This is a genomic window from Acinetobacter sp. FDAARGOS_724 (genome assembly GCF_013364475.1).
Classification (GTDB): domain Bacteria; phylum Pseudomonadota; class Gammaproteobacteria; order Pseudomonadales; family Moraxellaceae; genus Acinetobacter; species Acinetobacter variabilis.
Map to the genome: position 1 here is coordinate 2,748,196 of NZ_CP054908.1, position 24,244 is coordinate 2,772,439.

Sequence of the window (24,244 nt, forward strand, 5' to 3'; positions counted from 1 at the left end):
CGGCCATATTTTGATTTATATTCAGACAACTCGATCAATGTCACCACGCAGCATGATCTGGAATTGATCTGACAGTACTGCTGGCTCTGACTGTTTCACTGTACGAATTACCCATACTGGAAAGTTGGCTGCTATTGTATTGAATCGCAAGACGTTGCCATTTGCCCAACCAGCTCCCCATCCTTCTTTTTTGATTGTGAAATATGGTGCACCAGTGATTGGGTTAGATGGAGAATAATCAACACTGGTTGAGCCGGTTAGGGCTAATCGCCCCGTATACTCACCAACACAGTAAAAAGTTTCTGCGCCAGTGAAAACAATCGCCCAACGCTCCTGAATTGCGCCTTTATTGGTGGTTAAGATTGGATAAAGGGAATCATTATAATTAGCTGAAATTGCCCCCACGGTTGGCTCATCATTCCAGACACTATTCCAGGCTTGCTGCACAAACTTCCGTGTGTAGCGTGCCTGCATATCACCAATGACCAAAGCAGAACCAACAATGGTATCGACTGCATCATAGTTATGGGTTAAAGGCTTGGTGAAAGTCAGCTGACCATTAATCTGAACATCACGAATCAGCCCCATATCCTGATAGCGGTATTTCACTACCAGTGGCTCCACCAGATTACCCAGTGCGAAGTCACCACCCAATGTCACACGGCCATAATCATAATCAACCATGTACAAATCGAAGGCGACTTTCGTTCCGTTGGCATCCTCAAGTTCTACCCATGAAATGCGCTGATCATTCAAATCATAGGTGGTACCTGCAATTGCACTGGGTAGCTCTTGCACTTTGCTTGAACTGACGATTCCAATGCCACCGACCCGGAAAATTGGCACCCGGCCATCAATCGGCAAACGTGTGGCTGATAGGCCTAAAATTTCCGAATCTAGTGGGATATAAGTATAAGCCACTGCGTTATAACGCACTGATGAAGCATCTACCCAGACTGGCACATTGATATAAGTATCGGCTCCCTCCTGATATTCAAGCAGCGGATCGTACCAGTCGTTTTCCTCAATCTCCGCACGGTTGGCTTCAGTGATTTTGGTTTTGGTATAAAAGTAAATCGTGACAAAGCCATTATCCCAATTGACCTGCCCATGCGCCCGACTGGTTTCAATTACGCCATTTTCATCAGCAGTCAGTGTGAGCTGGCCATATTCAAGCGTACCCACTACTACAGTTAAAGATTGTGGCCGGATCGGCATGATTGGTGTTCTAAAGCTGATCTTGTTGACCGGCAATAAGTCAGTTGTGGTGGTTAGGGATTCCAGAGTAATCGTGTTATCTGCATTCGGGGTCCAGGAATCAATTTCAACAATCCCTGTACCATACTGGATAACACCGGATTGAATCCCGCTGTTATTGGTTGGATTCACATTGCGATATAGCAAGCCGGTACGATCCAGAAAGGTATCAGCGCCCACTTTGAAGCGGGCTGATCCTGTCAAAATCTGCTCATCAAAACCAGATGATAAATCAAGCTTGAGTTTATCTGCCGTCACCGTATGCGTTGCCGAGTTAGATCCAGATGTATCTCGGTATTTCACTTGAACATCAACAGCATTAAAGGCCTTCAGCTCAACCTGTTCGCCTTGAATATCTGACGTTTGTGGAGAATAAAAAGACATATTTCCTCGCTAGGCAGCCGCATAGGTAGCCATAGGTGTAAAGGTTTGCACAAATCTGCTCGCTGAACTTTTTGGTGTGACTTCAACTGCGCCAGTGGCATAGATAATGGTGCCTTGCACTTGACCGCGGCTGTTCACTAAATTCCCCATGGTTGCATTCACCGGCACATCTGTCAGGGTTACAGACCCTGCAATCCCCTCACTGCTTTGAAGTGGAATTTTTAACTCAACACTATTTGGCTGAATTTCTGGTCCCGTACCAATGGTAAAGGTCAGCTTTTGATTTACAGGAGCAACATCCATCTTGGTCTGCTCAAGTGAAGTGCCGTAGTTATAGATCACTGAAAAGACTGTGCCTTTCTGTGGCAACTTATTCGGAATGATTTTGCCAATCCCGGTGGCATAATTAATTTCACCGGTGGCATCACCGGTAAATTTGCCCTGAGCATTGGAGGTTGCTGTTTTCTCTTCACCTTCTAGGGCCCAGTTAATCGTGATACCCGGCAAAACACCTGGTCGACCTAAATCAAAATCAAATGCAGCTTTTTCCACGGTTAAATTTGATCTTACGAAGGTGACAATCGGTGTACCCCAGTTCAGCAGGATCGGCGTATCTACATCCGGCAGTGCGCCAGTGGTCAATAACCACGAACCGGTCTCATAATTGATCATGCCCGAACCAAAAGACGGACTGGCAGCTTTTAACTGCCCCGAGCCATCATCTTTAAGTTCATAGAACTTGCCTTGCGACATGTACGAAATGGACAGTGCACCAGGTGCCGGAATAGGAATTAACACTCCAGTCCAGTTAGTACTTTGATTATTTTGAGTTACCGGAATGGCATGGCTTTGGTAATACTGATTCGGTGCAGCTGCTGGTTTAAATGTAATATTCAGACTTGCGGTTCCAGCCGGTGCTGCCGCAGTCCACTGAATCAAACCACGCTGATAATCAATCGTGCCAACTTGTGTGCCTTGCGTATTCTTGAGTAAACCACCCTGATCGGTAATCTGCTGACCTTGCATCGTGAAAGAAATACTGGAAGGAATCACAGCTGAGCCGATATACAGGTTTTGACTGGCCCCAATGACCATATTCGGATAATTGACCGTGATGGTACCTTCATTACCCGCCACCAGTACCACACTTTCACCTGCAGCGTTGACATCAATGATCGGTGTTTCTGTCTGAGCTGATGGAATGAGTTGAGCAAAGATACTTTTGGCATTGACTGTAAATTCACCAACATTGGCATCAGAAGCCAGTGCTGTAGATGAGTAATACAGACCGGTATCAGCAACAATGGTATCGCGGATGATGGTTTTTGATTTCTCACCGTTGTACCACTGGCGTGCCGATAAACCGACAAAATCAACTTCCAGAGCATCATTTAGAGAGTAAGTAGCAACCTTGTATTCAACATTCTTGTTATCAACCACCATGATTGCGGTACGAGTTTCAACTTTGGTAATGCGTACATACTGCTCACGCTCTAAAGCCTTACCTTCATCACTGATCAGGACAATGGTATCACCGACCGAGCTTTCAGTTTCTTGTGGAAACATGGCCACCTGAAGTGATGACATACCTTTCCAGTGCGTATCCAGTGGTGTGCCAGCAATCTGACCACCTTTGGCTAGATAATTTTCTACCCGGTTCTGGGCAGATTGGCGTTCATCGGTCCAGTTTTTGGTACTGAAAAGTAATGCTGATACGTTTGGGTCTTTAGGCAGTTCAGAGACAAAAACTGTTGCACCCATCAGTAGATCAGTATCTTCAGTGGTCACTGCTGGAAAGATTTTACGCATGGACACATCACCCATGGTTCGATCCATTTCCGATACGTCATTGAACAAGTTATTACTAATACCGTCCTGAACCACTACACCAGAGTATTTACCACCACCATCAGAGTTATCGGTCAAGCGTTCAGACTTGTAGATCACTAAATCCTTGGTTTCAATCGCCATCGTCTAACTCCGTAAAGCGCAAGGTCACATTAAAATAATCATCCAGCGACACAGCTGGAATTCCTTTCACCGGTGCGGCCTCTAAAGCCCCATCCTGGTGGTTAAATTTGACTGTGAATTGCCGGCTATCATGTGGTTGTTCAAACTGCAGTCTGAAATTTTCACCCTGCAGCTTGGACCATTCCAAAACAGTCCGCAGTTCACGCAGCTTGATCCAGCCCATTTCCTGATCTGCCGGTTGCAAGGTAATTGGTCGGCCAGACTTCTTCTTTCCTTCCTGAATGATCAGAGAGCCATCCATGGCATAGGCTTGATTCTGCTCAATGGCCTTCCATGAGAATTCATCAGGCCATAAAAAACCGTCCTCTAATAGGACGGTTTCTGATGTGCTTAAGCGGATTAATTTCATGTTGATCTCGCCTGTATTTTTAATTGATTCACAAGCTCATTCATTAAAGACTCCTGACCTGCTGGCCCACTAAATTGCATCTGTTTGCCATTAAAATCAAAGTTATAAGTAACCTCTTTGGCGGGCTGTCCAGTGTCTCTGACAGACGGCGCTGACGGAATAGACGGCGCATAGTCATTAAAACTGCTGGAACCGGTAGAAGCCACATTGATACTGCGAAGTAGTTCATTGATCTTATTAGTTCCGTGCTGAGTGGTTATTCCATTCGCTGCGGCACGATCAAATTCAGCATTAATTAATGCTTTCATTGCCACGCTGCTTTCCTTTCCAAGACCTTCAGCTTTAGCATCACGATCTGCCGCCATAGCTTTCGACCAAATGGTTCCAGCCAATTTCTCAGCCTCTTTATCGTCATAGCCTTTGCTTTTCAGCTGCGAAATCACATCAGACTTGGTGTAAGAGTCATAGTCATATATGCCTTTACTCAATGCCTCGCCCTGTCGCTTCATTTCTTTATTGAAATCACTCTTAGCCTTGTTGACAGCATCGGCCCAAGCTTCGGTAGAAGATTTGGCTTCTTCACGTGCAATCTGACCTGCGTGACGGTATCCATCACCAATGCCACGTGCGGAATCCTTAACGCGGTCATTGGATTTGGTCCAATCATCCATGGTTTTGACAACAGCCTTTCCAGTATCATCAATCTGCACTTCTAGATTACGCCCGGCATTCATTGCATTTACCGCTGCAATTCTTCCTGCGTCACCGGATGCAGCCGCAGACTGAGCAGCTTTTTCATAGGCCTTTTGAATGCCTTCAGCTGTGGCCTTGCCACTATCCCGAATCGTGATGTAATCCATTAAGGCCTGTTGAGCGGAAAGCTTTAATTGCTCCTTGGTCTGAATACCAAGGCGCTTAAACGCTTCAGTAACCGGATCAATGTCATCTGGTAGTCCTTGAGCCTGTAGCTTGATCGCAATTAAACCCTGCTCAACCTGCGATGTTGAAATTTGACCTTGGGTGCCAAATTCTTGAAGTTTTGCTTTGGCATAGTCAATTTCAGCTTGGCTTTTCGCTGTTTCCAGCCATTTAAGCCAAGCTTGATAGGTCATATCACCAGCCTGTTTCCCTTCAACACCTAAACCCTCAAGGCCACCTGCAAAGCTATCTAGCTGGCCTTCTGTTTCCTTGAATTTTGCAGAAACTCGATTTAAAGAAACGTCTAAATCCAAACCTAAGGCTGTTGCAGCTTTACGCGCCTTGTCTGCCATATTGGCATTTCTTTCAGCACCTTCGGCAGCCGCATCCCAAGCTTCGACACTGACCTTGCCTGCGTCATTCATTGTGACGATGTAACCTTTCGTCATCAATTCGGCTTGCATGGTACCGTCCATGACACCGCCATTGGCTTTAATTGCTGCCTCGGCGTAATCCTGAACGGCTTTCAGTTTTTCTTGCTCAGATACTTTCTTGCCTTCAACTTCTGCAGTCTGATCTGCTAAAAGTTGTTCAAGCTTGGCTTTAGATAATGCGACTGATTCAGCGTCTTTTTCGGCTTGGGTTTTAGAGGCTTCCTCAAGGCGTTGCAAACCTTTGGATTGAAAGTCTTGCGCATCCTTATCTGCTTCAGCATAGTATTCTTTAGCCTTTTGCTTCATCGCATCGGCATTGGCGGCAAACTGTTTGCTTAAGTCACCCCAAGTCAAAGCAGCAAGTACGCTATTTGCTGCACCTGCTAAATCAAAAAATGCACCTGTTAAAAGATTGATGCCAATCTTGATTGCCGCTGCACCATCAGAAATAAAGCCAAATGCTATCGAGAGACCTTGTAGAACACGCTCTAAAAAGCTGACCTGTTCACCTGCCTCGGTAACTTCACCAGTCAGTGACGATAAAGCTGATAATGCTGTTGATAGGCTAGTGCCCAACACATCTGCAACTGTTTTACCTAAATCAGCTAACGTGATTACAACATCCTTAATAGCGTCGTATGCACTGCTTAAAGCATTTTTTAGGCTTTCAAATATAGATATATCTATTTTTTTAAGCTGATCTCCTACCCAGACGAATCCCTCACCAACGTCCTTGAGAAGGATATTCACCACATCCATATTGTCAGCAAGCACGACAAGCCATTCGGCTACCGTTGCACTGGCGCCATTCGCCTGATCCATTGTGCCAATTAAGATTTGCCACTGTGTTGCAATCTTGGTTAGGGCATTTCCAATCGTTGTTGGGAATTGGTCATATTCCGCCTGAATAGCAGCCGATTGTCCCTGCAATGCTTTAATGACTTTCTCTGTAGACAGCTCTCCAGTTTCAGCCATTTTGCGGAGTTCGCCAGTTGTAACACCTAGCGAAGCAGCCAATGCCTTAGAAATGCCAGGGGCTTGCTCCATAATTGAGTTAAATTCATCACCGCGCAATACGCCTGACTGCAATGCTTGCGTAAACTGGGTAATTGCCGCTTCACTCGCTTGAGCAGACCCTCCGCCTGTCTGAATAGCCATATTGATGGTTTTAACTAAATCTAGGCTTTGCTGCTGGGTCATCCCCATCTGCTTACCTACATCATTCACTTTCGTGAATAAACCTGCTGTAGCTTCTAAATTTGAATTGGTAGCCAACGCAACTTGATGCACGCCAGCCATAGCTTGCTCAAAATTTCCATGCTCGGCTGTAGCGATCTTTATGCGTGCTGAGAGATTAGTATATGAGTCTGCAGCTTCAGCCAATTCACGCAAACCAAGCCCAACACCTAATGCAGCCATAGCACTAACAAGTGCATTAACTGCAAACTTAGCGCCATCTAAGCCTTTTTTAGCCGATGCAGCCGCAGAATCTGTTTCTTTAAGTTGAGTATTCGCTCTGCCGACTTCTGCCTGAAAGTCGTTAAATGCTTGGTCAGCCTGCTGAACCTCCTTTTCAAGTTGATCTACTTGGCGTTGTGCTACTTCAATATCTGCAGGCGACGCATTGGAATTAGCGAACTCTTGTAGCTTTTGTTTAGCACTTGTTAAGTCAGCTTTTAATAAATCTAAAGCCTTGTGTGATTTGTTGCCAAAATCCGTGAAGTTATCCGCAGTAGACTTTGCGTTTTCACCTGCATCTTTAATAATTTCGGTGGCACTGGATAATGATTTAGTTAAGTCTGCAGCTAACTCACTTGTGCCTTTTGGAATGATATTGCCAAGCTCTTTTGAAGCTTCAGCCGAGCTTTGTTTTAACTTATCAGACTCGGTTTTGATTGCATCAAATACGGACTTCGCAACACTTTCAGATTGTTTTACGCTGCTAACAAAGCCTTTATTGTCAGCATCCATAATAAGTTTAAAGGTTAAATTCTTTGACATGCTGACCTCAAATTTTAGGTATTAAAAAACCCACCGAAGTGGGTTTGTGGCAATCATCTTTTAGTTGGAGATAGATGTTAGCTTTCCATTGGTAAAATGCAGATAGCGCGTTGAGCGGTAACCACGGTAAACCCATTGCTCAAATTCATTTGCAGCAGTTGTGGTGGTATTTACTTTATCTGGATAACCCCAAGTTGTCTTTTCGGCTTCAGATTTACTCATACCAATACGCGGCTCTTTCCTTGCATCACGTTCAGCTCTTGCTTTTTCTCTAGCTGCCTGCTGCCCTTTGATTTTAGCCTGCGCCTGCTGAACTTGATTATGCGAATCTTTTCCCGCACAAGGCTTACCCTGATAAACCGTTTTTCCGTTTATAGTGCAAGTATAAACCTCAGAAGCAAAAGAGCTTTGAGCTAAGATACAGAACATAATACTTATAAGATATTTCATCTAGCACCTCATTTAAAGATTACGCCAAAGAATCTTCACGATTCTGTCTCGGCATAAGATGATGTTGTATTCCTGCAAATCAACACTTTTCACATATTCAGTTGCCGCACAGTAAAGCTTTCCATCATCTAACACATAGAATCTAGGTTTGCTTACTTGAAGCTTATCTTTAAGTGCTTGATGGCTATCTCCAATTTTTACCAGATCACCAGATGGTGTACGAATACTTGTAGTTGTTCTTTCTGCATATGCAAAACCAGACACCAAAAACAAAGCTAATAGTAATTTTTTCAATGTGAACCCCCTAAATAGTTATTTTCACATCATAACTTTAGGGTGCTGCTCGATCAATCAGAAACCATTTCTTTCTTGAATGACTCAAAGCCTTTTTTATCTGATTGAGCGACACGTGCTGCAACGGCGTTATTGAAGATTCCCTGCTTATACAGCTTATTTGCAGCCTTAACGTAGCTCTGGAATGCACCGTAGGTCATTTCCATGATTTCACTATGTTGATGGCCCATTGACACCAGAAACTGGAATGAATCAAACCAGGTGGAGTCATCTTTCTTTTTAATGCCGCGTTTTGGCTTTTCGTATTTAAAGTAAGCCTGGTTGATCAGAAGTACCGCTTTTAGCAACTCCTTAAAACTCTTCTCATCAGCAGCCAGTTCTACCAGTGATTCATTGTTCAGATCAGTGACACATGACATAGTCGAAATGACCTGCACCCCATGAGCTTTAAATAGCCCTGTCAAAATCTCATCTGAATGATTTTGGTCTTTGATGAAGTTCTTCAAAACTTCAGCATCCACCGCCCAGGTATCAAAGTCTTTCATCTGGATCTGACGCACTTCGATGTCATTAACTTTAATGCTTCGGTTTGTTGCTAGGAAAAAATCATTCATGGTGGAATCCCGAGAAAAATTTTAGATATTAAAAAAGCACCCTAAGGTGCTTTTCTTTTAACTTTAATAAAGGCTGAATTCTATAAAGTCCAACTACCACCTTGTCCCATCTCATAAACGATGAAAATTAAGGCTAGTACCATTAGTATGACAACAACGATTTCTGTTTTCGTTAGCATTTTCGGTGCTCCACTTTTCATCATTCATATGATAAGCAAAGCAAACAATTAATAACATAAATATTACAAAAAAATTATTGGATGTTACAAAGATTTAGAAGTTAGGGAAGTTTCTTTAGAGTGTAGCTACCTACTGAAGCATTCAAACATTTCGTTAAGCAACTCAACAAAAAGTTTCAACCGAAAAGCATTCTTACGCAAAACTAGATCCTTCTAACTCTAGCCTTGAATATCTTACATATCCCGACATAGCTGCTACATCCACGATTTAAATCATTCTCTACACTGAAATTAAGTCTTAGAAACGTAGAGGAAATTCAAATGAAAAAGTATTCGAAAATTCTAATCTTAGCTTTAATGGGATTTACTGGTACCGTAGCTATTGCATCAGAACCACCAATTGAAGCTACTGCTGCAGCTGAAGCACAACAGGTTGCTTTAGAGCATGCAAGGAAGCAAGCAAACACACCCGAATCATCTGATGAATAAAGTAAAGCCCTCAAATGAGGGCCTTATAATTATTTATTCCAACTTGGTGTGCAGGAGCTTTTCCATGAAAGCTCAAATTGCTTTGGATCCATCTGATTTTCTACAAGCACTATATTCTTTTCAAGCACAATGAAACGCTGGAAATCAATATCTGTGCCCCCTACTTCCTTATAGCTAACTTCCCCACAATCCCCGACTTGATTGCGGAACTTTGCCGAATCAGGGTTGGGAATAAATTCTTTTGTAGCTTCTTTTGCAAATTCAAGCTGTTCCTTTTTGCTTGTTTCTAAATCAAGATGCTGACCGTTAGATTCTCTGTGTCCGCAACCCGCTAAAATCATAATAAAAAATAATAGGCCTAAATTTTTCATAATATCCCCTTGCGTTAAGGGCGTCACTTTACATCACTTTTCAAATTTATCTAATGCCTAGGAAGGTAACTTTGTAAAGTTGTGTTTAGCTGTTTTGGCTCTCATTCAATATTAATTTTAGATAACAAGTTTAAAAATCCCATCTATCAAAAACCTCCCGAAGGAGGTTCTTAATTAGTTAACTGGCTGACACACAAGATAAATAATAGTAGAAATAATTATTACGGCTAGGATGGAGACAAATATTTCTATTTTAGTCATAGCAGTTTTATTCTTAACGTGAAGTGAATATCTTTTATATCCCCATCAGATGAAAATTAGAATAACAAAAGATTACATAATCTTTATTTTTTACTATTTATTAAGTTTCATCTTAAATGTTTTAAGACTTATTACTATAAGGCAGGCACAAAAAAAGACGCTAATGCGCCGTGGATTTCTTTGTGCCTGTATGGTTTATGGGTTTATGCAGCTACGCTAAAACGCTCAATATGACCAAATACACTTAGCTCTTCATCATTAGCTTTAGAGATATCTGCCAGTGCTTCACCTTCAATTGAATAAGATCCGAAGTCCTCATGAATTAGATCAAACTCGGTATCTGGCGAAAATTCGACGCGCCATAAAGTTAAGATCACCTTATCGCCTGTAACAGTATCAATGCCTTTAAACAGCAAGCGATATTCATTACCTAGGTTAGTTGCAATTGTAGTACGTGTCTTAGCACCGGCTTTGGCAGAAAACTTAACTGAACCAACAATAGCTTCATTAAAAATGACTGTGCCGTAAACAGCATCCAGTACATATTTATCTGAAGTGATGGCAACATCCGAGCTGTCTTTAAAATCCACTTCACTTAAATTACGATGTCCTAAGTCAATCATGGCGCCAGCTTCTACAGCACCCAGAGTAATATCAGTCAGCTGAGTTTCAGGGATTTCGATTGATTTGCCACTTAGGACCATTGCTAAGTTTTGCTTTGTTACTTCTTCAAGCGTACCAGAGATAGCCACTGCAGTTTGTTTGCGTAGTACCGCATCCTTAGCACGGAGGCCGGTTTTACTTTCATAGTGATCAGTGGATTCACTAGAGATGGCAATTTGCAATTCTGGTGTATTACCAACGGGCAATAAGGCAGATGGCACACTATTAACCATCTTCGCCAAATGAAGCTCGCCTTGAAGCGAGATTAAATCTGATTTAGCCATTACTTTTCATCCCCTGTGGTTTTCTTGGCTGGAGCAGATTTAGGTTCAGGTACTTCCTGAATCACGCCATCTGCCACTAATTTTTTAATTTGAGCATCATCCAGCCCGCCAATGACATCGCCTTTTTGAAAGCGGCCGACAGGCTGTAATGCTTTGTATTGTTTTGCCATGACTGGCTCCTAAATGAATTTTTGTGATTCAAAAATAATCGTGATATATGCAAAGCCTGGACTATAGCCATCCCGAACCGATATGAAATCCAGTGCGGTACGTGATGTTTGAGGCTGCCAGCCGGCAAGTAACTGAATAACTTTCTCAGTTAAAAAACCAGCTTCATCACTTACCGCCCGACCATCAGTCATCTGAGATTGAGCATTACGGCATGCGACTGTGACCGCCCATTGCTGGCCGATCTGATTGATACTTCCACGACCTGCACTGGCTTTTTTATCGATACGGACAAAATTGACGTGTGCTGACGGCGTGACCTGCGACATCTCTGTCACACTGACTGAATTCAACGGTGTATAGATTTTTAGAAATTCCGGAATCTCTTTCAGCTTTTCTGCAATCTCATCACGCACCGCGAAGAAGGTGCTCATCTATAAAACTCCCGACAATATCTAAAACCATGGCTTCATCTTCTGCATTGATCCCTAACTGTGTTCGAGGCGGTAAAATCGACTGCTTAACTTTCCGATATTGACCACCCACTGCAAAAGTAATGTATTGGCCATTCTTAGGTAGGATTGTTGCGCCGTAATGCAAATGAGGTGCGTACGCAACATCAGTGCCCACTTCCACACCACTTGAAAGTACATTGTGTGTGTAGGAATTCATTAGACGGCCAGTATCACGCAGCGTCTCGCCACCTTGCATACGTGCACGCCATGAAATCTTCCACGGGTTACCATCCACACCAGTGCCGGTTAAAAACCGATGCTGAATACTATTCACAAGCCCAGCACCAATCTCATCAAACAACTGGCTCTTGAGTGAATCAAAGTCACCTAATTGCTCAAGCACTGCTTCAATAGGTGAACTGTCAGTCTGAATGGTTATTGCAAAAGCCATAAACACCTCACTTCATGCTGGGCATTTGATCCAGGATAGAATCCCCAAATACACCACCGGTATAAGAAGTACCGACTGGTGCTGTCGAAGGTCGTCCTTTGGGTTGGTCGTCGCTAATTTGGTTACTGGTATCTAAAATTGCCAGTGAGTTTTTACCATCCCGTACACCCTTTAAGAAATCTATCGCCATCCTGTAACGGACTTCGGTAGCTTCAGGTGCTTCCTCGAAATAAAGTTTATAGCGAGCAATTTCACACACTATTCGCTTTAAATTGTTAGGCACATTTGGCAAGGGTAATGGGTAGCGTACTGCTAGATATCCGTCCACTTCCTCACAAGCATCTTGCAATGCTGTCTCTAATGGATCTGGAGCATCAGCAGGAAACATGAGTGCAAGGTTAAGTACGTTTTCACCAAATCGAGCGACTAAATCAGCTTTAGTCGCATACATAGATCACCTACTTAGTTTCATCCGCTGGCTTGGTATCCGCCTTAGGCTTAGCTGCAGGTTTCACCTTTTCAAGCTCAGCCACTTTAGCCTTTAGCTCAGCAACTTCTTGATCAGCCTTAGCCTTGTCAGCAGCTGCTGTCTGATTCGCTTCGGTTAGGGTTTTATTTGCTGCTATTAGTTCAGCATTGGCCTTTTCAAGTTCAGCCAGACGAGTAGCGGTATTGTCTGCCTCAGGTTCTTCCGGCTCTTGATATTCTTCAATAGCCCCAGATGCTAAAAGGGCCTGAAGTTGTTTAGCTTCAAGCCCTTTGATTTCATCACCTGGCATAAAATGCCCGATGGATTGTTTTGCTGTGTACTTCGGCATGTCTTGCTCCTTATAGGGTGATAAAGCCAGTACCACCAACTACACCGTTCTTATTAGACGGCACAACCAGTGGAGCAGATTCAGTCATCAGCATGATGCCGCTTGGATCTTCGCAGTACCACTGACGATCAAAGTATTGCTGAGCAACGCCGTTGGCCAGCATATTTTTAATCTTACAATGAGCTACCGAACCATTGGTATCAGAGATCAATGAGAAGTAATCCTTAGGAATAAAGCGCTTTACCTGACCCTTGTTGCGATAGGTTGCGTCATATACCCAGAATTCGATTCCATCAAAAGTACCTTTGAAGGTCGCTGATTCCTTAACACCAAAACTTGGATTCACTGGAACAGAAATACCGGCATACGGCGTGATGAACTCTTTCTTAAACTCTTCATTGTTCCAGAGAGCTGCCCAAACCAAGCCAGACATAACAGATAGCTTAGCTTCACCACCATCAGCAGCCAATTGACGTTCAAGCATAGTGCGGATATCAGTTACTGGTTTAGCACCAACTTCATTCCACTTAGTTAACGGCGTAAATGTCAAAGATGCATCACGACGGTAATCCACCAGGTTGTATTCATAATCATCTGAGTGAAGCGCGTATTTACCATTTTTCAGCAGATCAATCGCCATCATCATGACAGAGTTATCAATTGCATCGTGGTTGCGCTTCATTACCGAGATCTGGGCAATGATCATTTGCTCTTGCTCAGACAATCGCTGGTTACCAGTTGAGATGATACCCGCAGTACGTAAGCGTTCAAGCAAGGCAATTTCAAAAGTTTCAGCCGGAGTGACCTGATTTTTTGGCTTGTAGTAAGCCGGTTTAACATGGCGTACTTCACCAGATTGAGTGGTATCAAATGGCTTACCAGGCTGTTGCGGAGATACCAGCGGCGCCAGATCATGTTCGGCAGACACTTCAGCCAAAGGCACATCATCACGGTTAAATAACGGGCGGTTTGGGAAAAGCTTGTCTAAAAGCCAAGTATCCATTGGACGGTAATTTGAGTGGATTAGTGCAAGTTCGCCCACATCAAGAAGTTCAAGTGGAGCACCTTCAATATTAAAAGACTGTGGCATGTTAATTACACCTTAGAAAGTTCGATTTTGTTTTTAGTTGCCTGTGCACGCGCTGCATCGTATTGAGCAGTAGTCAGCAAGGTTCCATTTACAGATACAGCTTCAATACTGAACACTCCGCCGTAATACACTGGAATTTCGATTCCATCAGCGGCCTTGATCGTCGCCTCTGCAGCCGACACATCCTGACCACAAATTACATCCCATGTTTTTTCATCTACAGCATGAGCCAGCACATTGGTATCTGACAGCGTTAAAAGATCGCCATATTTAAATGCTGTGGCGGTTGGAACCTTTGCATTGGCACGACGTAATTTTTCATTATCAAGGACCAGCTTCACCGAAGTGACTGAGATAGGCGGTACATAGTGAATAGCCATGAATTATTTCCCCTTTTGTTCTGCAAATGCTTGTGCACCAGAAGTGAATTTGTGAGTGTCATTGTGATTTGACTGACTACCCTGTCCACCATTCGCCTGATGGCTAAACAAGTGAGCAAATGCCGGATTTACACCTGGTGTTTGTTGTTGCTGTTGCTCAGCTGGCGGTTGTTGATTACCCGCTGAGAATTGACGAAGCTGTTTAGCCGCGAAGGTAAAAACTGAATCATCCATATTGGTATAAGTGGTTTTATCTTCAGCACTGAACTGTGTTTTCAGCTCAGTTTCTAAAGCTGCAATTTCATCTGCGCGCTTTTGCGCTTTGAATTGCTTAAGTTCAGTCAATGCATCATCACGCTCACGCTCTGCCTGCTCTTTGGCTTGTTGTGCTTTTTCTAATTCGGTCACGTCTGTGTCCTCTTTGGTTGGGTTTGGATTGGCTTTGCCCGAGAAGGCTTTAATTGATGTGTTGCGATCAGCACCAGTCGAGCAGATCGTAAATTCACGAATACGGTTTTGACGGAAGATGGTGATTGGGCCTTCAAACGACTGACCATTTACAGTGACCGTTTTGCCTTGTGAGACCTCCTCAATAGACCCCGGATCAATCATCATCGACATCTGGAACGGGAAACCGTCATCAGAGTCTTGGACAATTTCCTGTGCTTTGGCGTTTGTAAGGAAATCACCTGATACATCAATCTTTCCGTTAGTATCCACGGTTTGAACGACACCAATTCGACTTGAGCCGAAGTGTTCTTCAAGTAAGGCTGTCGGCTTATCAATCTCAATTCCATCAAGATCAAAGACCACGCCAGAGCGTCCCCAATACCAGTGACCATCTACTCGGCCACCAGCATAAGCAGTACCTTTAAATTTTCGCTTTTGCCCTTCTTCAGCTTTAGGCACCTCAATTGCCGAGGCGTTAAAGAGGTACTTCAGCCGTTCTTCATTTGGATCTGGCATTTTTCATGCTCCAATAAAAAAGCACCCGAAGGTGCTCAAAGTTGAATATGTAAATTAGTTGACCAAGGCTTTGAGCGTATAAATCAGTTTGCCTTTGATTGTTTCAATCGAAACCACCTCAAATGACAGGCCTATTGGTATAAGAACGCCGTTGCCGGCATTCAACATATCCAGATCAATACCAAGACCTTTCGCATTTTCAATCTTAATCACGATGTTAGAAGCCGTATCAGCCATCAGCAACGGCGCATTCAATTGAACAGTCTGCCCTAGTTGATAAGCTGCTACCTGTTGAAGAGTCGCAGTACCCACCACGGTTGAAGCGGTATTACTTGCCACAGCTTGAATCGCTGCCATATCGGTACTAAGCCAGCGCTTAAGCACATCATCAGCCAGAGAGCTTGTAGCAGAGTTTAAGTAGCTGGTCAGTGCAGCATCATTTCCCTGCACATAATCAAGGAAAGTACGAATAGCACTTGGTCTGATCTTTGGATCAAGCGGAATAACCGTATTGGCCACCGTATCGAATAAGTCGCGGGTCTTATCATCCATCGGAGCAAACAGACTGGTCAGCTTTTTGGATGCAGTCCATTCGGCTTGAATGACTTGCTTTTGCTCAAGCAAATACTCTTTATCCAATGACGAATCAGCAATCTTTTTATCGACCAATGATTCAAGCTCACCAAATTGCAAAGGATGCGATGACCAGTCCAATGCTTCAGCAACTTCAGGCAGCTTGTCGTCTGGCGTAATGCCGTATTTCAATGTCTGCTTCTCGGTTAAGGCAATCACGGTACAGCGGCAACGGAATGAAATGGGTGGATAATGTGTTAGCCAGAATGGATCATCTATGTGCCGAACAATCCGATTCAAAGCTAAATGAGCAGGACGCACTCGACTATCATTGATCGCCGAGTACATCAGATAAGGTCGTTTAGCCTTATTTCGTTGCTGTTGTTGCCACCGGCCATGACCATAAGCACTTTGGATATTGGTACGAAATACATTGTCCAGGTAATACTTTGGCAGAATGATTTCAGATTCTTCAATCAGCTTCTGAAAATCTTTGAAAGTACCGCCGTCGGCAATGGATTTATTCACAGCCTTAATGACTGTCTCAATCTGCTCAAGACTCGATAGAAAGCTAACCGTGGTTGCCATCTGCCGGGTCTTGAGGTCCATTGAATAAAACTCATCAGGCAGTACAATCTTTTTACTGTGAGCGTACTGAAGCGCTTCAAGGAATGTGACTGGTTGCATAGCTTACTTCCCATTTTGAGCTGTCACATACCCCAACACATCTGCAGCATACAAAGCTTGGTCCAGATTAGCTGTGAACTGTGTCTGAGTTGCACCAGGTATTAATTGCATCAGGTTGTAAGCCAGACTTTCAGGGCTATCAGACTTGAATATCAATTCCTTGACCTGATCTGGTTTCAGTAGCTGCAATTCATCCTGGCCATTAGTCAGCTCTTCAACTTCCTGTTGTTCAGGTGAGAGCTTGTTTGCTGTTGCCTTGAAGTTGAATGCCTGGCGCGGTACTGCAGTGAATTGATTAAAACCGGTTTGTGTTTGCTCAACCAGATCCCCATCCTGCAGTCCGTACTCACGAATAAAATAATCTTTAGAAAGGTTGGCCCCAGCATTCTTTAAATGAACATCACGCTCAGCCTGATCCTTATTCAGCGGTTTTGGCTTTTCACCAAGCATTACTTCATAATCACCCCAACCGTTTAAAGCGCATAGAGCATTGACCACAGCCTGTAAAGTCGGTGTGACAAGCCTAATATCAGATTTAAGCTTATCCATTCGTACATTTTCATGCACTTGGCCAAGACTATAGCTTCCCTTTCCATCAGTACCACTGGTAAGCGTCTGTCCTAATACAACCTTCTGGATTTGGCGAATTAGCTGATTATTGAATGATTCAAACGCGGCACCAGCAGTACCACTTGTCCCTGATGTAGACAAAATCTGAACATCATCTTCAGCATCAATAGCCAAAACACTTTGAGCATGCGCATTTAGTAATGCTCTGCTCATGTCCTCGGTTTCAGTGTCTTTACACTTACCCAGTAAGATTGGCGTTCCAAAACGCTCCAGAAATTTAGCCCAGAATTTGAAGCCATTCTGCTTAAAGAAGAATAACCAATACAGCGTGGCTAATAGTGCTTTACCGTATGGCTGTTCGTATGTAGCTTTACGACGTGTTAAGAAGAATTTGAATGCTTGATCTACCTCATGCTCTGCATTGTTTCCATCCTGACGATAGATTAGCCGACCATCATTCTTAGGCTCAAACCACTGCATCGGTTTTTCACCAATCCACTGGATACCCACATAACCTTCCGGCTTTAACTCATATACAGCTTCCTGAACCGAGTACCCGAAGAACAGTGCACTCATGGCAGCAGTCGCAATTTCATGGAACCATTCTTTCAGGATGAGATTCAGCTTTTCCGCTTCATCCGTATCATTTGGTTCAATTCGCAACGGTGTTGCTAAAAGTGCATCAATCCGTGTTTCAACTACTTGTGCAATCTCATCATCATCTAGCAATACACGTAATCTATGACGAGTAATACCCGCTTTGCGCAACACTTCATCCGTATCTGGTTGCTTGCCAAAATTCACCAAAAACTGAGTGACTGCTTCTTGAGTGTATAAATTGCCGTAAGACAAAGCCTTTTTTGACGCTTTGTCCTTTTTAGACTTTGCCATATGTTTTCCTTTTAATAGGTTCGACTACCTGCACCTGCAGGTTTTTTCCGTTTTCGCTCTCGGATATCACTAAAGCAAATCATGACGCCGTCTGCTCGGTTTGGAGATAAGGCACCATCAGGCTGCTTATTGACTAGGATTTTGCCTGCACCATTTTTTGTATAAGTGGGTTGTGATAACTCTCGCTTGAGCTGTTCAAGCTCCTGCTTGTTTATGTCTTTGGTAGAGAGCGAAATAAGATTGTCTGGGTCATATTGCATACCTTGTAAGGCTCGATAAGTATTCTGAAATCTTATGCGCAGTGACCACCACATCTGAGCTTTAAGATTGGCAAAGAAGTCTACATTTTTACGCGCCTCAACCATTTCCTGCTCCGGGTTGTGCACCGCACCTGAGCCTCGGAATGGATTTGCTTCGATCTCCGGAATACCTTTGGATCTATTCTGCTCATTAATGACTCGGGCATCACCACGTACACCAGCACCAAGACCATCGGCATCGTAATAAAACGAGTTCAAACGTAGATCAAGACAAGCATCAATAGCTTTCTGAGTCGTGCCAAAAATGTCATCACCAACACCAGACCAGGTATCCAAATACTGCAGTACGATGCCATGACGTGCAGCAAAAGAGTTCTTATCCTTACCTTCATCCGCCACATCAAGTGCACCCATCCGTTCGCCTGACGGCTGAATATCTAATTCAAGATGAGCATCGACGGCAGCTTGCACCCATGCTGATGGAATCAACACACCTTCGACCGACGCAGCATAGTCAATATCAACTTCTTGAGCTAGAACGATATCGTCTAGTGTGGCCAATTGTTTTTCATACCAGGGGTAAATTAATTTGCCATTAAATTCGACCTGCCAATTCTTATCTGGGTTATCACGCCATGCCATTGTGAAAACGGCGTAACGTCCACTAAAACGATCTTGGTGAAACTTATCCCCAATACCGTTTGGTGTAGATCCCTTGATATGTACGTTTGTGTTTTGAGAAATGGCAGCATCAACAGCTTCTTGCCGCTCTACGAATGCCCATTCATCCAGAAAGTACATTGTGGTACGACCACCACGGCCAATATTGTCACCAGCCTCACCCGTAACCGTTGCGCCGTTGTCCGGGTTAATGATCCGCATGTAGTTATCATGCACTTTCTCGACAAAGCCTTTAGGCTTCATCCAGTCGGGCAACTTTGAAAACATATCCCGGAACTTATGGAGTAATGTTTTTGGGTCGCCTTTCTTGTCAACTAGATCCTCTTTGCGACTACCCACACCACCAGCAAACCCATCTACAAACAGCCAGCGATGCAAGTAGAAACCCAAGACAACGTAACTCATCCCCTCATCACGGCTTTTTTCAATCAAGCCATGCGTTTGTGTGCTTTCGCGTTCCAATAGCCAATCAACCAGCTCAACCTGACCAGGGCGCAATACAAAAGGAATGTTTGCCGGCAATCCAAAAGGCATACCACGCGGATCATAGGTCCACACCCAATGATTAAACCAATGCGCTGGATCATTTCTGCATTTGTAGATTTCAGCCTGGATGCTTAACTCATTCTGTTCTATTAGCATTCGGTAGTAGTAACGCCTTGTCATCTCTTCAATGACTTCAGGTAGACGTGTGTTGATCGTCCACTCTTTAATTAGTGGCGCTATATCTTCAATTGCATAAGTCATAACTTGCCATTAATTGCTAAACGTGAAAGCTCTTGAGCAGTCATGCCGGCAAGCTCTTCCGGTGTGAACTGGTGTGTTGATTTAGTTTCTTGCTGGATAGGGCCGCCGTCTTTACCGGTAATTTCCTGCTTGGTCACACGGCCATCTGTTTCTTGAAAGGCTTGCTTGAGCAGGTTTTGTTTTGCTCGCTTATTTTTTCCAGAATCTTCATACATCTTTTGGAGTTCACGCAAACGAAAGGCTTTATTGGCAATTGCAATATCTTCAATATTCTCTCGGAAGTCCTTACGAGTGCGCTCAAACAATTCCTTTAGTTTTTTACTTAAGTTACGCCCAGCCACTTTGGTTGGATCGTAAAGTGCAACCTGCTGTCTGGTAATTTCAATCTCATATTCTTGCTTTACTGCTTCCACTACTTGTTGAGGTGTTTCAAAGCAAGCAAGAGACTGAACTATAAACATTTTTACAGGCTCTTTAAGTGCTGCCATAAACACCCCTTTTGTATAGCTACGTATAGCAAGATAGGCAAAAAAATTTAACCGATGACACAATTGCCACAACATGCAGCCATACTTGTTTCAGAAACAAACGGCGCATTCTTGGCAATTTCAACGAGACGTTTCACTGACTCATCAGCTCCCCATCGTTTAGTCTCTCCAAAGAACACTTCCACGTCATGGCCAGCTAAGTAATGCTTAGGCAGCCCAGTCATATCGCTATAAATGATTTCGCCATCTTCATCACGCTCTACACCGATGTGATAAAGCTCATGCTCAATCAACCGGCAGAAGTCTCGATCTGTAGCTTGTTCGCAATAAGTGGCATCTACAGTAATCAGATATTGAGGTACGAAACCAAACCAGTCTCGCATCTGTTGTTCCTGGCGTGCTTTCTTCCAGCCACCCACGTTAAACATGACCTTTTCACATTGGCCAAGCACCATACGTTTTTTCGCTATGGCGGCAGATGAAGCCCAGGCGAATGCAAGGAACTCTTCATTGTCATGAAGTAACTCTGCAATATGGTCATGATCCGGGTTATGTAGTTCACCACCTAAAGTAAGCCAGTTATTTACGACCCATTCTTTAAGTTCGGGTGCAGGTGCCAAGCGAATGGCTTCCTCTTCTTCGGCCTGATCAATCAGATCTGTCGGTGGGAATGGTCTGAACTGTTCCATGTGATGCCTTTAAATTTCTAAGCCATTGTATAGCCCTGCTGGATGATGAAATATCCGAGACTTCGAAGCGTATATACCGATATCCCATTTCTTCAGCATGATCATAACGATCAATGCTCCATGCCTTAGTAGCCAGCTTACCCTTACGTCCACCAGACCAAGGACCACCCGCTATTTCAATCAAAGTAAGGTAGCCAACCAGGTGTAGATCAAAACGCCAGTGTTTAGTGGTTTTAAAATGAAAATATTCTTCGTATTTGATTTCCATTCGATCAAGGATTTCTTTTAGTCGATCGAATGCTTCTAAATACTTACCAGATGCTTTTGGTAATGGTCTTGTACGTGATTTCTTTTTTGGCGGGATTTTTTGGGTGAAAAGTTTGTAGGTCTTTTGATCCATATCTAATAACCACATCACTCCTTGATAGGACCCTTAACTACAATTCATCTTTTATAATTTTAGTTTGATCAATCATATTATTAATTAAATTTTCTATCTTCGGTGCGAGCAATATAAGCTCTTGACGATTTGATTCATATTTATCTTTATGAGGAATTGGATAAATCTGATCATCAATATCCTTTGTCTTATTTAACTCTTCGAATTTTTTCACTATCTCTAAATTCTCATTCATTTCGATTGAGAGCCTATTAAAATATCGAATTTCTGTATGTAAGCTACTAACTAAATATAAAAATTTTTCAATATTTTTTTCAGTTCTTATTTCCCTATAAAGTAAACTTAATTGGTTCAATGGTTTTGTAAAAATTATTTCAATGTGATCTATTTTTTCATCTTTTAAAATGAATTCCAAACAATCAAATACTAACTCCTCTATTTCAATAGCTTTACTATTAATCAAGTCTAAACTTAATGATAGTGATTTAACTCTATGCTCTTCACGCCAATCATTAAAAAGCACAATCGCTGCTACTGGTGCAAGGAAAGATGCTGAAATAGTTAGGGCATCTTTAATTAAATCATAAGCTTTATTTGGGTCGAAGTTTGTTCCGAGCCTCAATAAAAATGCCCCAACAATTAAATAAACCCCCATGAAAACCAATGTCCATTTACAAATTTTATTTATCTTTTCTTTAAATTTTTGATTTTTCATATATCCCCCTTTCATTAAGGGAATAATACTAAATATAAGCGGATTTTTATAACTTAAGAGTAAAGCGCCACACGCAAATTCTTAATACGCTCTTTCAGCTTAATCATGATGCCGTCAATCGCATGCAACTCACTAAGCGTTAATCCGGATCGACTGAGATTCTGATATTTAGACAGCTCAGCACTACAAAATTCTAAGTCTTGTTTAGCTTGTACTTTGTCTGTCATAGGTACCACCAATAAGAAAAGAAAAACCCCTCAACATCTAGAATGCGAGGGGCTTTGTTTGCCGTAATACGTTCGGCGATTTTGAAATAAAAAAGCCCGCTTAACTCTCTCCAATTAAACGGGCTTGACTTGCGTTACAACGTCTTTCTTCTTTTGCAGAGCAACTATATTGCTTAAGTATTACAGCTTTATGAAACAGCTCTTTGCTTGAGTGATTGTTATTTAACTTCTTTCAAACAATCACGACACACCTTGATTTCTTCATCATCAATTGTGTAGTCAACCTTAGTCGCACCGTGGAAGCCGAATAAACACATCAGTAATCTAAGCATGATTTTACTCCTGGACAATCAAGCAATCATGTCGCAAGAAATGTCAGTTATTTTCACTTATAAAACATAAATTTATAATATTCATTACTGAAATAATGTCATTAACTTTGTCGAACTAAGCAAGATTCATTCCTGGTTAATCAAGCATTTTAATTTGGTATGATTACACTAGTATTTCTCAGGGCAATAAAAAAGCCCACCATTTGGCGAGCTTTCCTTGATGCTTAAACCTATTTTTGACATTTCACGTTAAACTGGTATTCGTCTTGAGTGACCTTAATTTTAATATTTTTATATTTTCGTTTGTTTGGATCCATTGCCGAGCCAGCCACTTCCTCAAAAAAACTACGATCATTCATTAGCTCGCCATACGCTTTATAGCCTAATAAAATCTTTACAGGCTTTTCGCCTTCAGTCACTAATTTACAGAGAGTATCTTCTAGTTTTTTAACAGTTAAAATCGCCATTTCAATTAGAGCTCAAAAACAAAAAGGCATTATCACTTAATTTTATGAATAAATAATGTCAAAAAAGCCCACCTTTCGATGAGCTTTTAAATCAACTTAGTGCATCAACGTACACTTCGGTCACTATAACATGAATATATCAATATACACCCTGACTTTCAAGCCCCAATTATGCGACTTCTGAATTGATACTTGGTTGCCAGTCGAACCATACCCAGCATCTTGTCACGAGCCACTGAGAATTCAGATATTCCAAGTTGCTTTGCAATAGTGGCTTCTGATTTAAATTCCACATAAAACATAATCACAATTTTAAGCCACTTTTGAACTTTGGAATTTTCATTCTTCATTAGAGCGGTCAGCATGTCACTCACAGCGTCAGCATGCACATCATTAATTTTACACCGTGGTGCCACACGCTCCCGCTTATCAACACACACCCCATTAACTGTATCAATCAGATGCCCCAAAATACTTGATGCCCCTAAACACACATAGTTTTCATCAACCAAAAGCCATGACCCGTACTGCTCTAAATGCCATTCAATAGGCTGCTCCGCCCAATTAATAGCTACTGAAAAGTGTTTTCTACCAACCATCGCATTCATCCCTATTCCCTCTTAAATCTTTTTCATTCGTAGTGCTAAAGCTAAAACCACCAAATCAATTGCAATGCAGCCATAAGACCATAAGAATGCTGTATTCCTGGTAACAGCCTGATCGTTTGTAAAAAGACAGGAGATTACTAATTGAATTGTCCCGACAATAAAAACCACCTTAATCATCACTTCATCCCCCAAATCAGCATTCCAGCATCACGCTGCTCTTGATTCGTTCTGCCCTGCCAGCCTGTAATTCGATTAAAATCTTCTGCTTTTAACTTTGTGCGCGTCGGCTTGACCAATACCACCGCCAAACCGCATTCTTTTGCCATTTCTGCGAGCAATTTGCCTGTTGCGTGGTTCTCCCCTACATTTTTGGCAATCTTCTCTCCTGCGATCTTAGAATGGCCGAAACGGAAATTTGATTTCTTATTCAACCAACCCGCTTCAATGACCACTTTCTTAATTTCATCCTGGTGGCTTCGGAATAGCTCCACAGTCTGAGCAAAGGTTAAATTTTTAAGTTCCAGTGACTGCCCTAAGACAGCCACTCCTGATTTTTCCAAGTCTGGATCGATGCCGATAATCAGGTCAGTCATTGGCACCTC

General features: G+C 42.7%; 29 protein-coding genes. 1 reads left to right on the forward strand and 28 read right to left on the reverse strand.

Annotated elements, in window-relative coordinates; all coding sequences use genetic code 11:
* Positions 1 to 21 precede the first annotated feature (21 nt).
* Genes FOC32_RS14365 through FOC32_RS14395 form a run of 7 tightly spaced genes read right to left on the reverse strand, consistent with a single transcriptional unit; the run spans position 22 to position 8,732 of the window.
* The gene (locus FOC32_RS14365; RefSeq protein ID WP_175967817.1) at positions 22 to 1,641 is read right to left on the reverse strand and encodes a hypothetical protein; all 1,620 of its coding nucleotides are present in this window, start codon (positions 1,639 to 1,641) and stop codon (positions 22 to 24) included.
* A gap of 9 nt (positions 1,642 to 1,650) precedes the next feature.
* Positions 1,651 to 3,612, reverse strand: coding sequence for a hypothetical protein (locus FOC32_RS14370; RefSeq protein WP_175967819.1), 1,962 nt, complete (start codon positions 3,610 to 3,612; stop codon positions 1,651 to 1,653).
* Positions 3,602 to 4,021 carry a hypothetical protein gene (locus FOC32_RS14375; protein ID WP_175967821.1) on the reverse strand — a complete coding sequence of 140 codons (420 nt, stop codon included), beginning with the start codon at positions 4,019 to 4,021 and terminating at the stop codon, positions 3,602 to 3,604. The genes FOC32_RS14370 and FOC32_RS14375 overlap by 11 nt, the downstream gene beginning before the upstream one ends.
* On the reverse strand, positions 4,018 to 7,374 hold the full coding sequence (locus FOC32_RS14380; RefSeq protein WP_175967823.1) for a tape measure protein: 3,357 nt from the start codon (positions 7,372 to 7,374) through the stop codon (positions 4,018 to 4,020). The genes FOC32_RS14375 and FOC32_RS14380 overlap by 4 nt, the downstream gene beginning before the upstream one ends.
* A 60-nt stretch (positions 7,375 to 7,434) precedes the next feature.
* Positions 7,435 to 7,824 carry a DUF4124 domain-containing protein gene (locus FOC32_RS14385; RefSeq protein ID WP_175967824.1) on the reverse strand — a complete coding sequence of 130 codons (390 nt, stop codon included), beginning with the start codon at positions 7,822 to 7,824 and terminating at the stop codon, positions 7,435 to 7,437.
* Between the two features lie 12 nt (positions 7,825 to 7,836).
* Entirely contained in the window at positions 7,837 to 8,118 is a 282-nt protein-coding gene (locus FOC32_RS14390) for a hypothetical protein (RefSeq protein WP_175967826.1), read from the reverse strand.
* A gap of 53 nt (positions 8,119 to 8,171) precedes the next feature.
* Entirely contained in the window at positions 8,172 to 8,732 is a 561-nt protein-coding gene (locus FOC32_RS14395; protein WP_175967828.1) for a hypothetical protein, read from the reverse strand.
* A gap of 500 nt (positions 8,733 to 9,232) precedes the next feature.
* On the opposite strand from FOC32_RS14395, the gene FOC32_RS14400 reads away from it, so the two are divergent.
* Entirely contained in the window at positions 9,233 to 9,400 is a 168-nt protein-coding gene (locus FOC32_RS14400; protein ID WP_175967829.1) for a hypothetical protein, read from the forward strand.
* Between the two features lie 29 nt (positions 9,401 to 9,429).
* On the opposite strand, the gene FOC32_RS14405 is transcribed toward FOC32_RS14400, so the two are convergent.
* The 21 genes from FOC32_RS14405 to FOC32_RS14505 form a co-directional block, all read right to left on the reverse strand.
* Positions 9,430 to 9,771: a hypothetical protein gene (locus tag FOC32_RS14405; protein WP_175967830.1), complete on the reverse strand. Its 342-nt coding sequence runs from the start codon at positions 9,769 to 9,771 to the stop codon at positions 9,430 to 9,432.
* 464 nt (positions 9,772 to 10,235) lie between these two features.
* A complete protein-coding gene (locus tag FOC32_RS14410; RefSeq protein WP_004279617.1) occupies positions 10,236 to 10,979 on the reverse strand; it encodes a hypothetical protein in 744 nt (247 codons plus the stop codon).
* A complete protein-coding gene (locus tag FOC32_RS14415) occupies positions 10,979 to 11,149 on the reverse strand; it encodes a hypothetical protein (RefSeq protein ID WP_175967831.1) in 171 nt (56 codons plus the stop codon). The genes FOC32_RS14410 and FOC32_RS14415 overlap by 1 nt, the downstream gene beginning before the upstream one ends.
* A gap of 9 nt (positions 11,150 to 11,158) precedes the next feature.
* Positions 11,159 to 11,581, reverse strand: a complete 423-nt coding sequence (locus FOC32_RS14420) for a hypothetical protein (protein WP_175967832.1) — start codon at positions 11,579 to 11,581, stop codon at positions 11,159 to 11,161.
* Entirely contained in the window at positions 11,556 to 12,053 is a 498-nt protein-coding gene (locus FOC32_RS14425) for a phage virion morphogenesis protein (protein WP_175967833.1), read from the reverse strand. Before FOC32_RS14425 ends, FOC32_RS14420 begins: the two co-directional genes overlap by 26 nt.
* Positions 12,054 to 12,060: 7 nt before the next feature.
* Positions 12,061 to 12,504, reverse strand: coding sequence for a gp436 family protein (locus FOC32_RS14430; protein ID WP_004893875.1), 444 nt, complete (start codon positions 12,502 to 12,504; stop codon positions 12,061 to 12,063).
* Positions 12,505 to 12,511: 7 nt separating this feature from the next.
* Positions 12,512 to 12,871, reverse strand: a complete 360-nt coding sequence (locus tag FOC32_RS14435) for a hypothetical protein (RefSeq protein ID WP_175967834.1) — start codon at positions 12,869 to 12,871, stop codon at positions 12,512 to 12,514.
* A gap of 10 nt (positions 12,872 to 12,881) precedes the next feature.
* A complete protein-coding gene (locus FOC32_RS14440; RefSeq protein ID WP_175967835.1) occupies positions 12,882 to 13,961 on the reverse strand; it encodes a major capsid protein in 1,080 nt (359 codons plus the stop codon).
* Between the two features lie 5 nt (positions 13,962 to 13,966).
* Positions 13,967 to 14,341 carry a hypothetical protein gene (locus FOC32_RS14445; protein WP_175967836.1) on the reverse strand — a complete coding sequence of 125 codons (375 nt, stop codon included), beginning with the start codon at positions 14,339 to 14,341 and terminating at the stop codon, positions 13,967 to 13,969.
* A gap of 3 nt (positions 14,342 to 14,344) precedes the next feature.
* On the reverse strand, positions 14,345 to 15,307 hold the full coding sequence (locus FOC32_RS14450) for a hypothetical protein (protein WP_175967837.1): 963 nt from the start codon (positions 15,305 to 15,307) through the stop codon (positions 14,345 to 14,347).
* Positions 15,308 to 15,361: 54 nt separating this feature from the next.
* Positions 15,362 to 16,567, reverse strand: a complete 1,206-nt coding sequence (locus FOC32_RS14455; protein WP_175967838.1) for a phage minor head protein — start codon at positions 16,565 to 16,567, stop codon at positions 15,362 to 15,364.
* A 3-nt stretch (positions 16,568 to 16,570) separates the two neighbouring features.
* Positions 16,571 to 18,028, reverse strand: a complete 1,458-nt coding sequence (locus FOC32_RS14460) for a phage portal protein family protein (RefSeq protein WP_175967839.1) — start codon at positions 18,026 to 18,028, stop codon at positions 16,571 to 16,573.
* 11 nt (positions 18,029 to 18,039) lie between these two features.
* Positions 18,040 to 19,716 carry a terminase gene (locus tag FOC32_RS14465; RefSeq protein ID WP_175967840.1) on the reverse strand — a complete coding sequence of 559 codons (1,677 nt, stop codon included), beginning with the start codon at positions 19,714 to 19,716 and terminating at the stop codon, positions 18,040 to 18,042.
* On the reverse strand, positions 19,713 to 20,204 hold the full coding sequence (locus FOC32_RS14470) for a DUF2280 domain-containing protein (RefSeq protein ID WP_175967841.1): 492 nt from the start codon (positions 20,202 to 20,204) through the stop codon (positions 19,713 to 19,715). The genes FOC32_RS14465 and FOC32_RS14470 overlap by 4 nt, the downstream gene beginning before the upstream one ends.
* A 47-nt stretch (positions 20,205 to 20,251) precedes the next feature.
* Complete coding sequence (locus FOC32_RS14475) at positions 20,252 to 20,893, reverse strand: putative metallopeptidase (protein WP_175967842.1); 642 nt, start codon at positions 20,891 to 20,893, stop codon at positions 20,252 to 20,254.
* Positions 20,853 to 21,293 (reverse strand): hypothetical protein, encoded by a 441-nt coding sequence (locus FOC32_RS14480; RefSeq protein ID WP_175968217.1) that lies wholly within the window; start codon positions 21,291 to 21,293, stop codon positions 20,853 to 20,855. Before FOC32_RS14480 ends, FOC32_RS14475 begins: the two co-directional genes overlap by 41 nt.
* Before the next feature lie 37 nt (positions 21,294 to 21,330).
* Positions 21,331 to 22,008 carry a hypothetical protein gene (locus FOC32_RS14485; protein ID WP_052209090.1) on the reverse strand — a complete coding sequence of 226 codons (678 nt, stop codon included), beginning with the start codon at positions 22,006 to 22,008 and terminating at the stop codon, positions 21,331 to 21,333.
* Between the two features lie 53 nt (positions 22,009 to 22,061).
* Positions 22,062 to 22,235: a hypothetical protein gene (locus FOC32_RS14490; RefSeq protein WP_162835338.1), complete on the reverse strand. Its 174-nt coding sequence runs from the start codon at positions 22,233 to 22,235 to the stop codon at positions 22,062 to 22,064.
* 562 nt (positions 22,236 to 22,797) lie between these two features.
* Positions 22,798 to 23,034, reverse strand: coding sequence for a hypothetical protein (locus FOC32_RS14495; protein WP_005235506.1), 237 nt, complete (start codon positions 23,032 to 23,034; stop codon positions 22,798 to 22,800).
* A gap of 158 nt (positions 23,035 to 23,192) precedes the next feature.
* Positions 23,193 to 23,642 (reverse strand): hypothetical protein, encoded by a 450-nt coding sequence (locus tag FOC32_RS14500; protein WP_175967843.1) that lies wholly within the window; start codon positions 23,640 to 23,642, stop codon positions 23,193 to 23,195.
* Positions 23,643 to 23,818: 176 nt separating this feature from the next.
* Positions 23,819 to 24,235, reverse strand: coding sequence for a hypothetical protein (locus FOC32_RS14505; protein ID WP_175967844.1), 417 nt, complete (start codon positions 24,233 to 24,235; stop codon positions 23,819 to 23,821).
* Between the last annotated feature and the right edge of the window lie 9 nt (positions 24,236 to 24,244).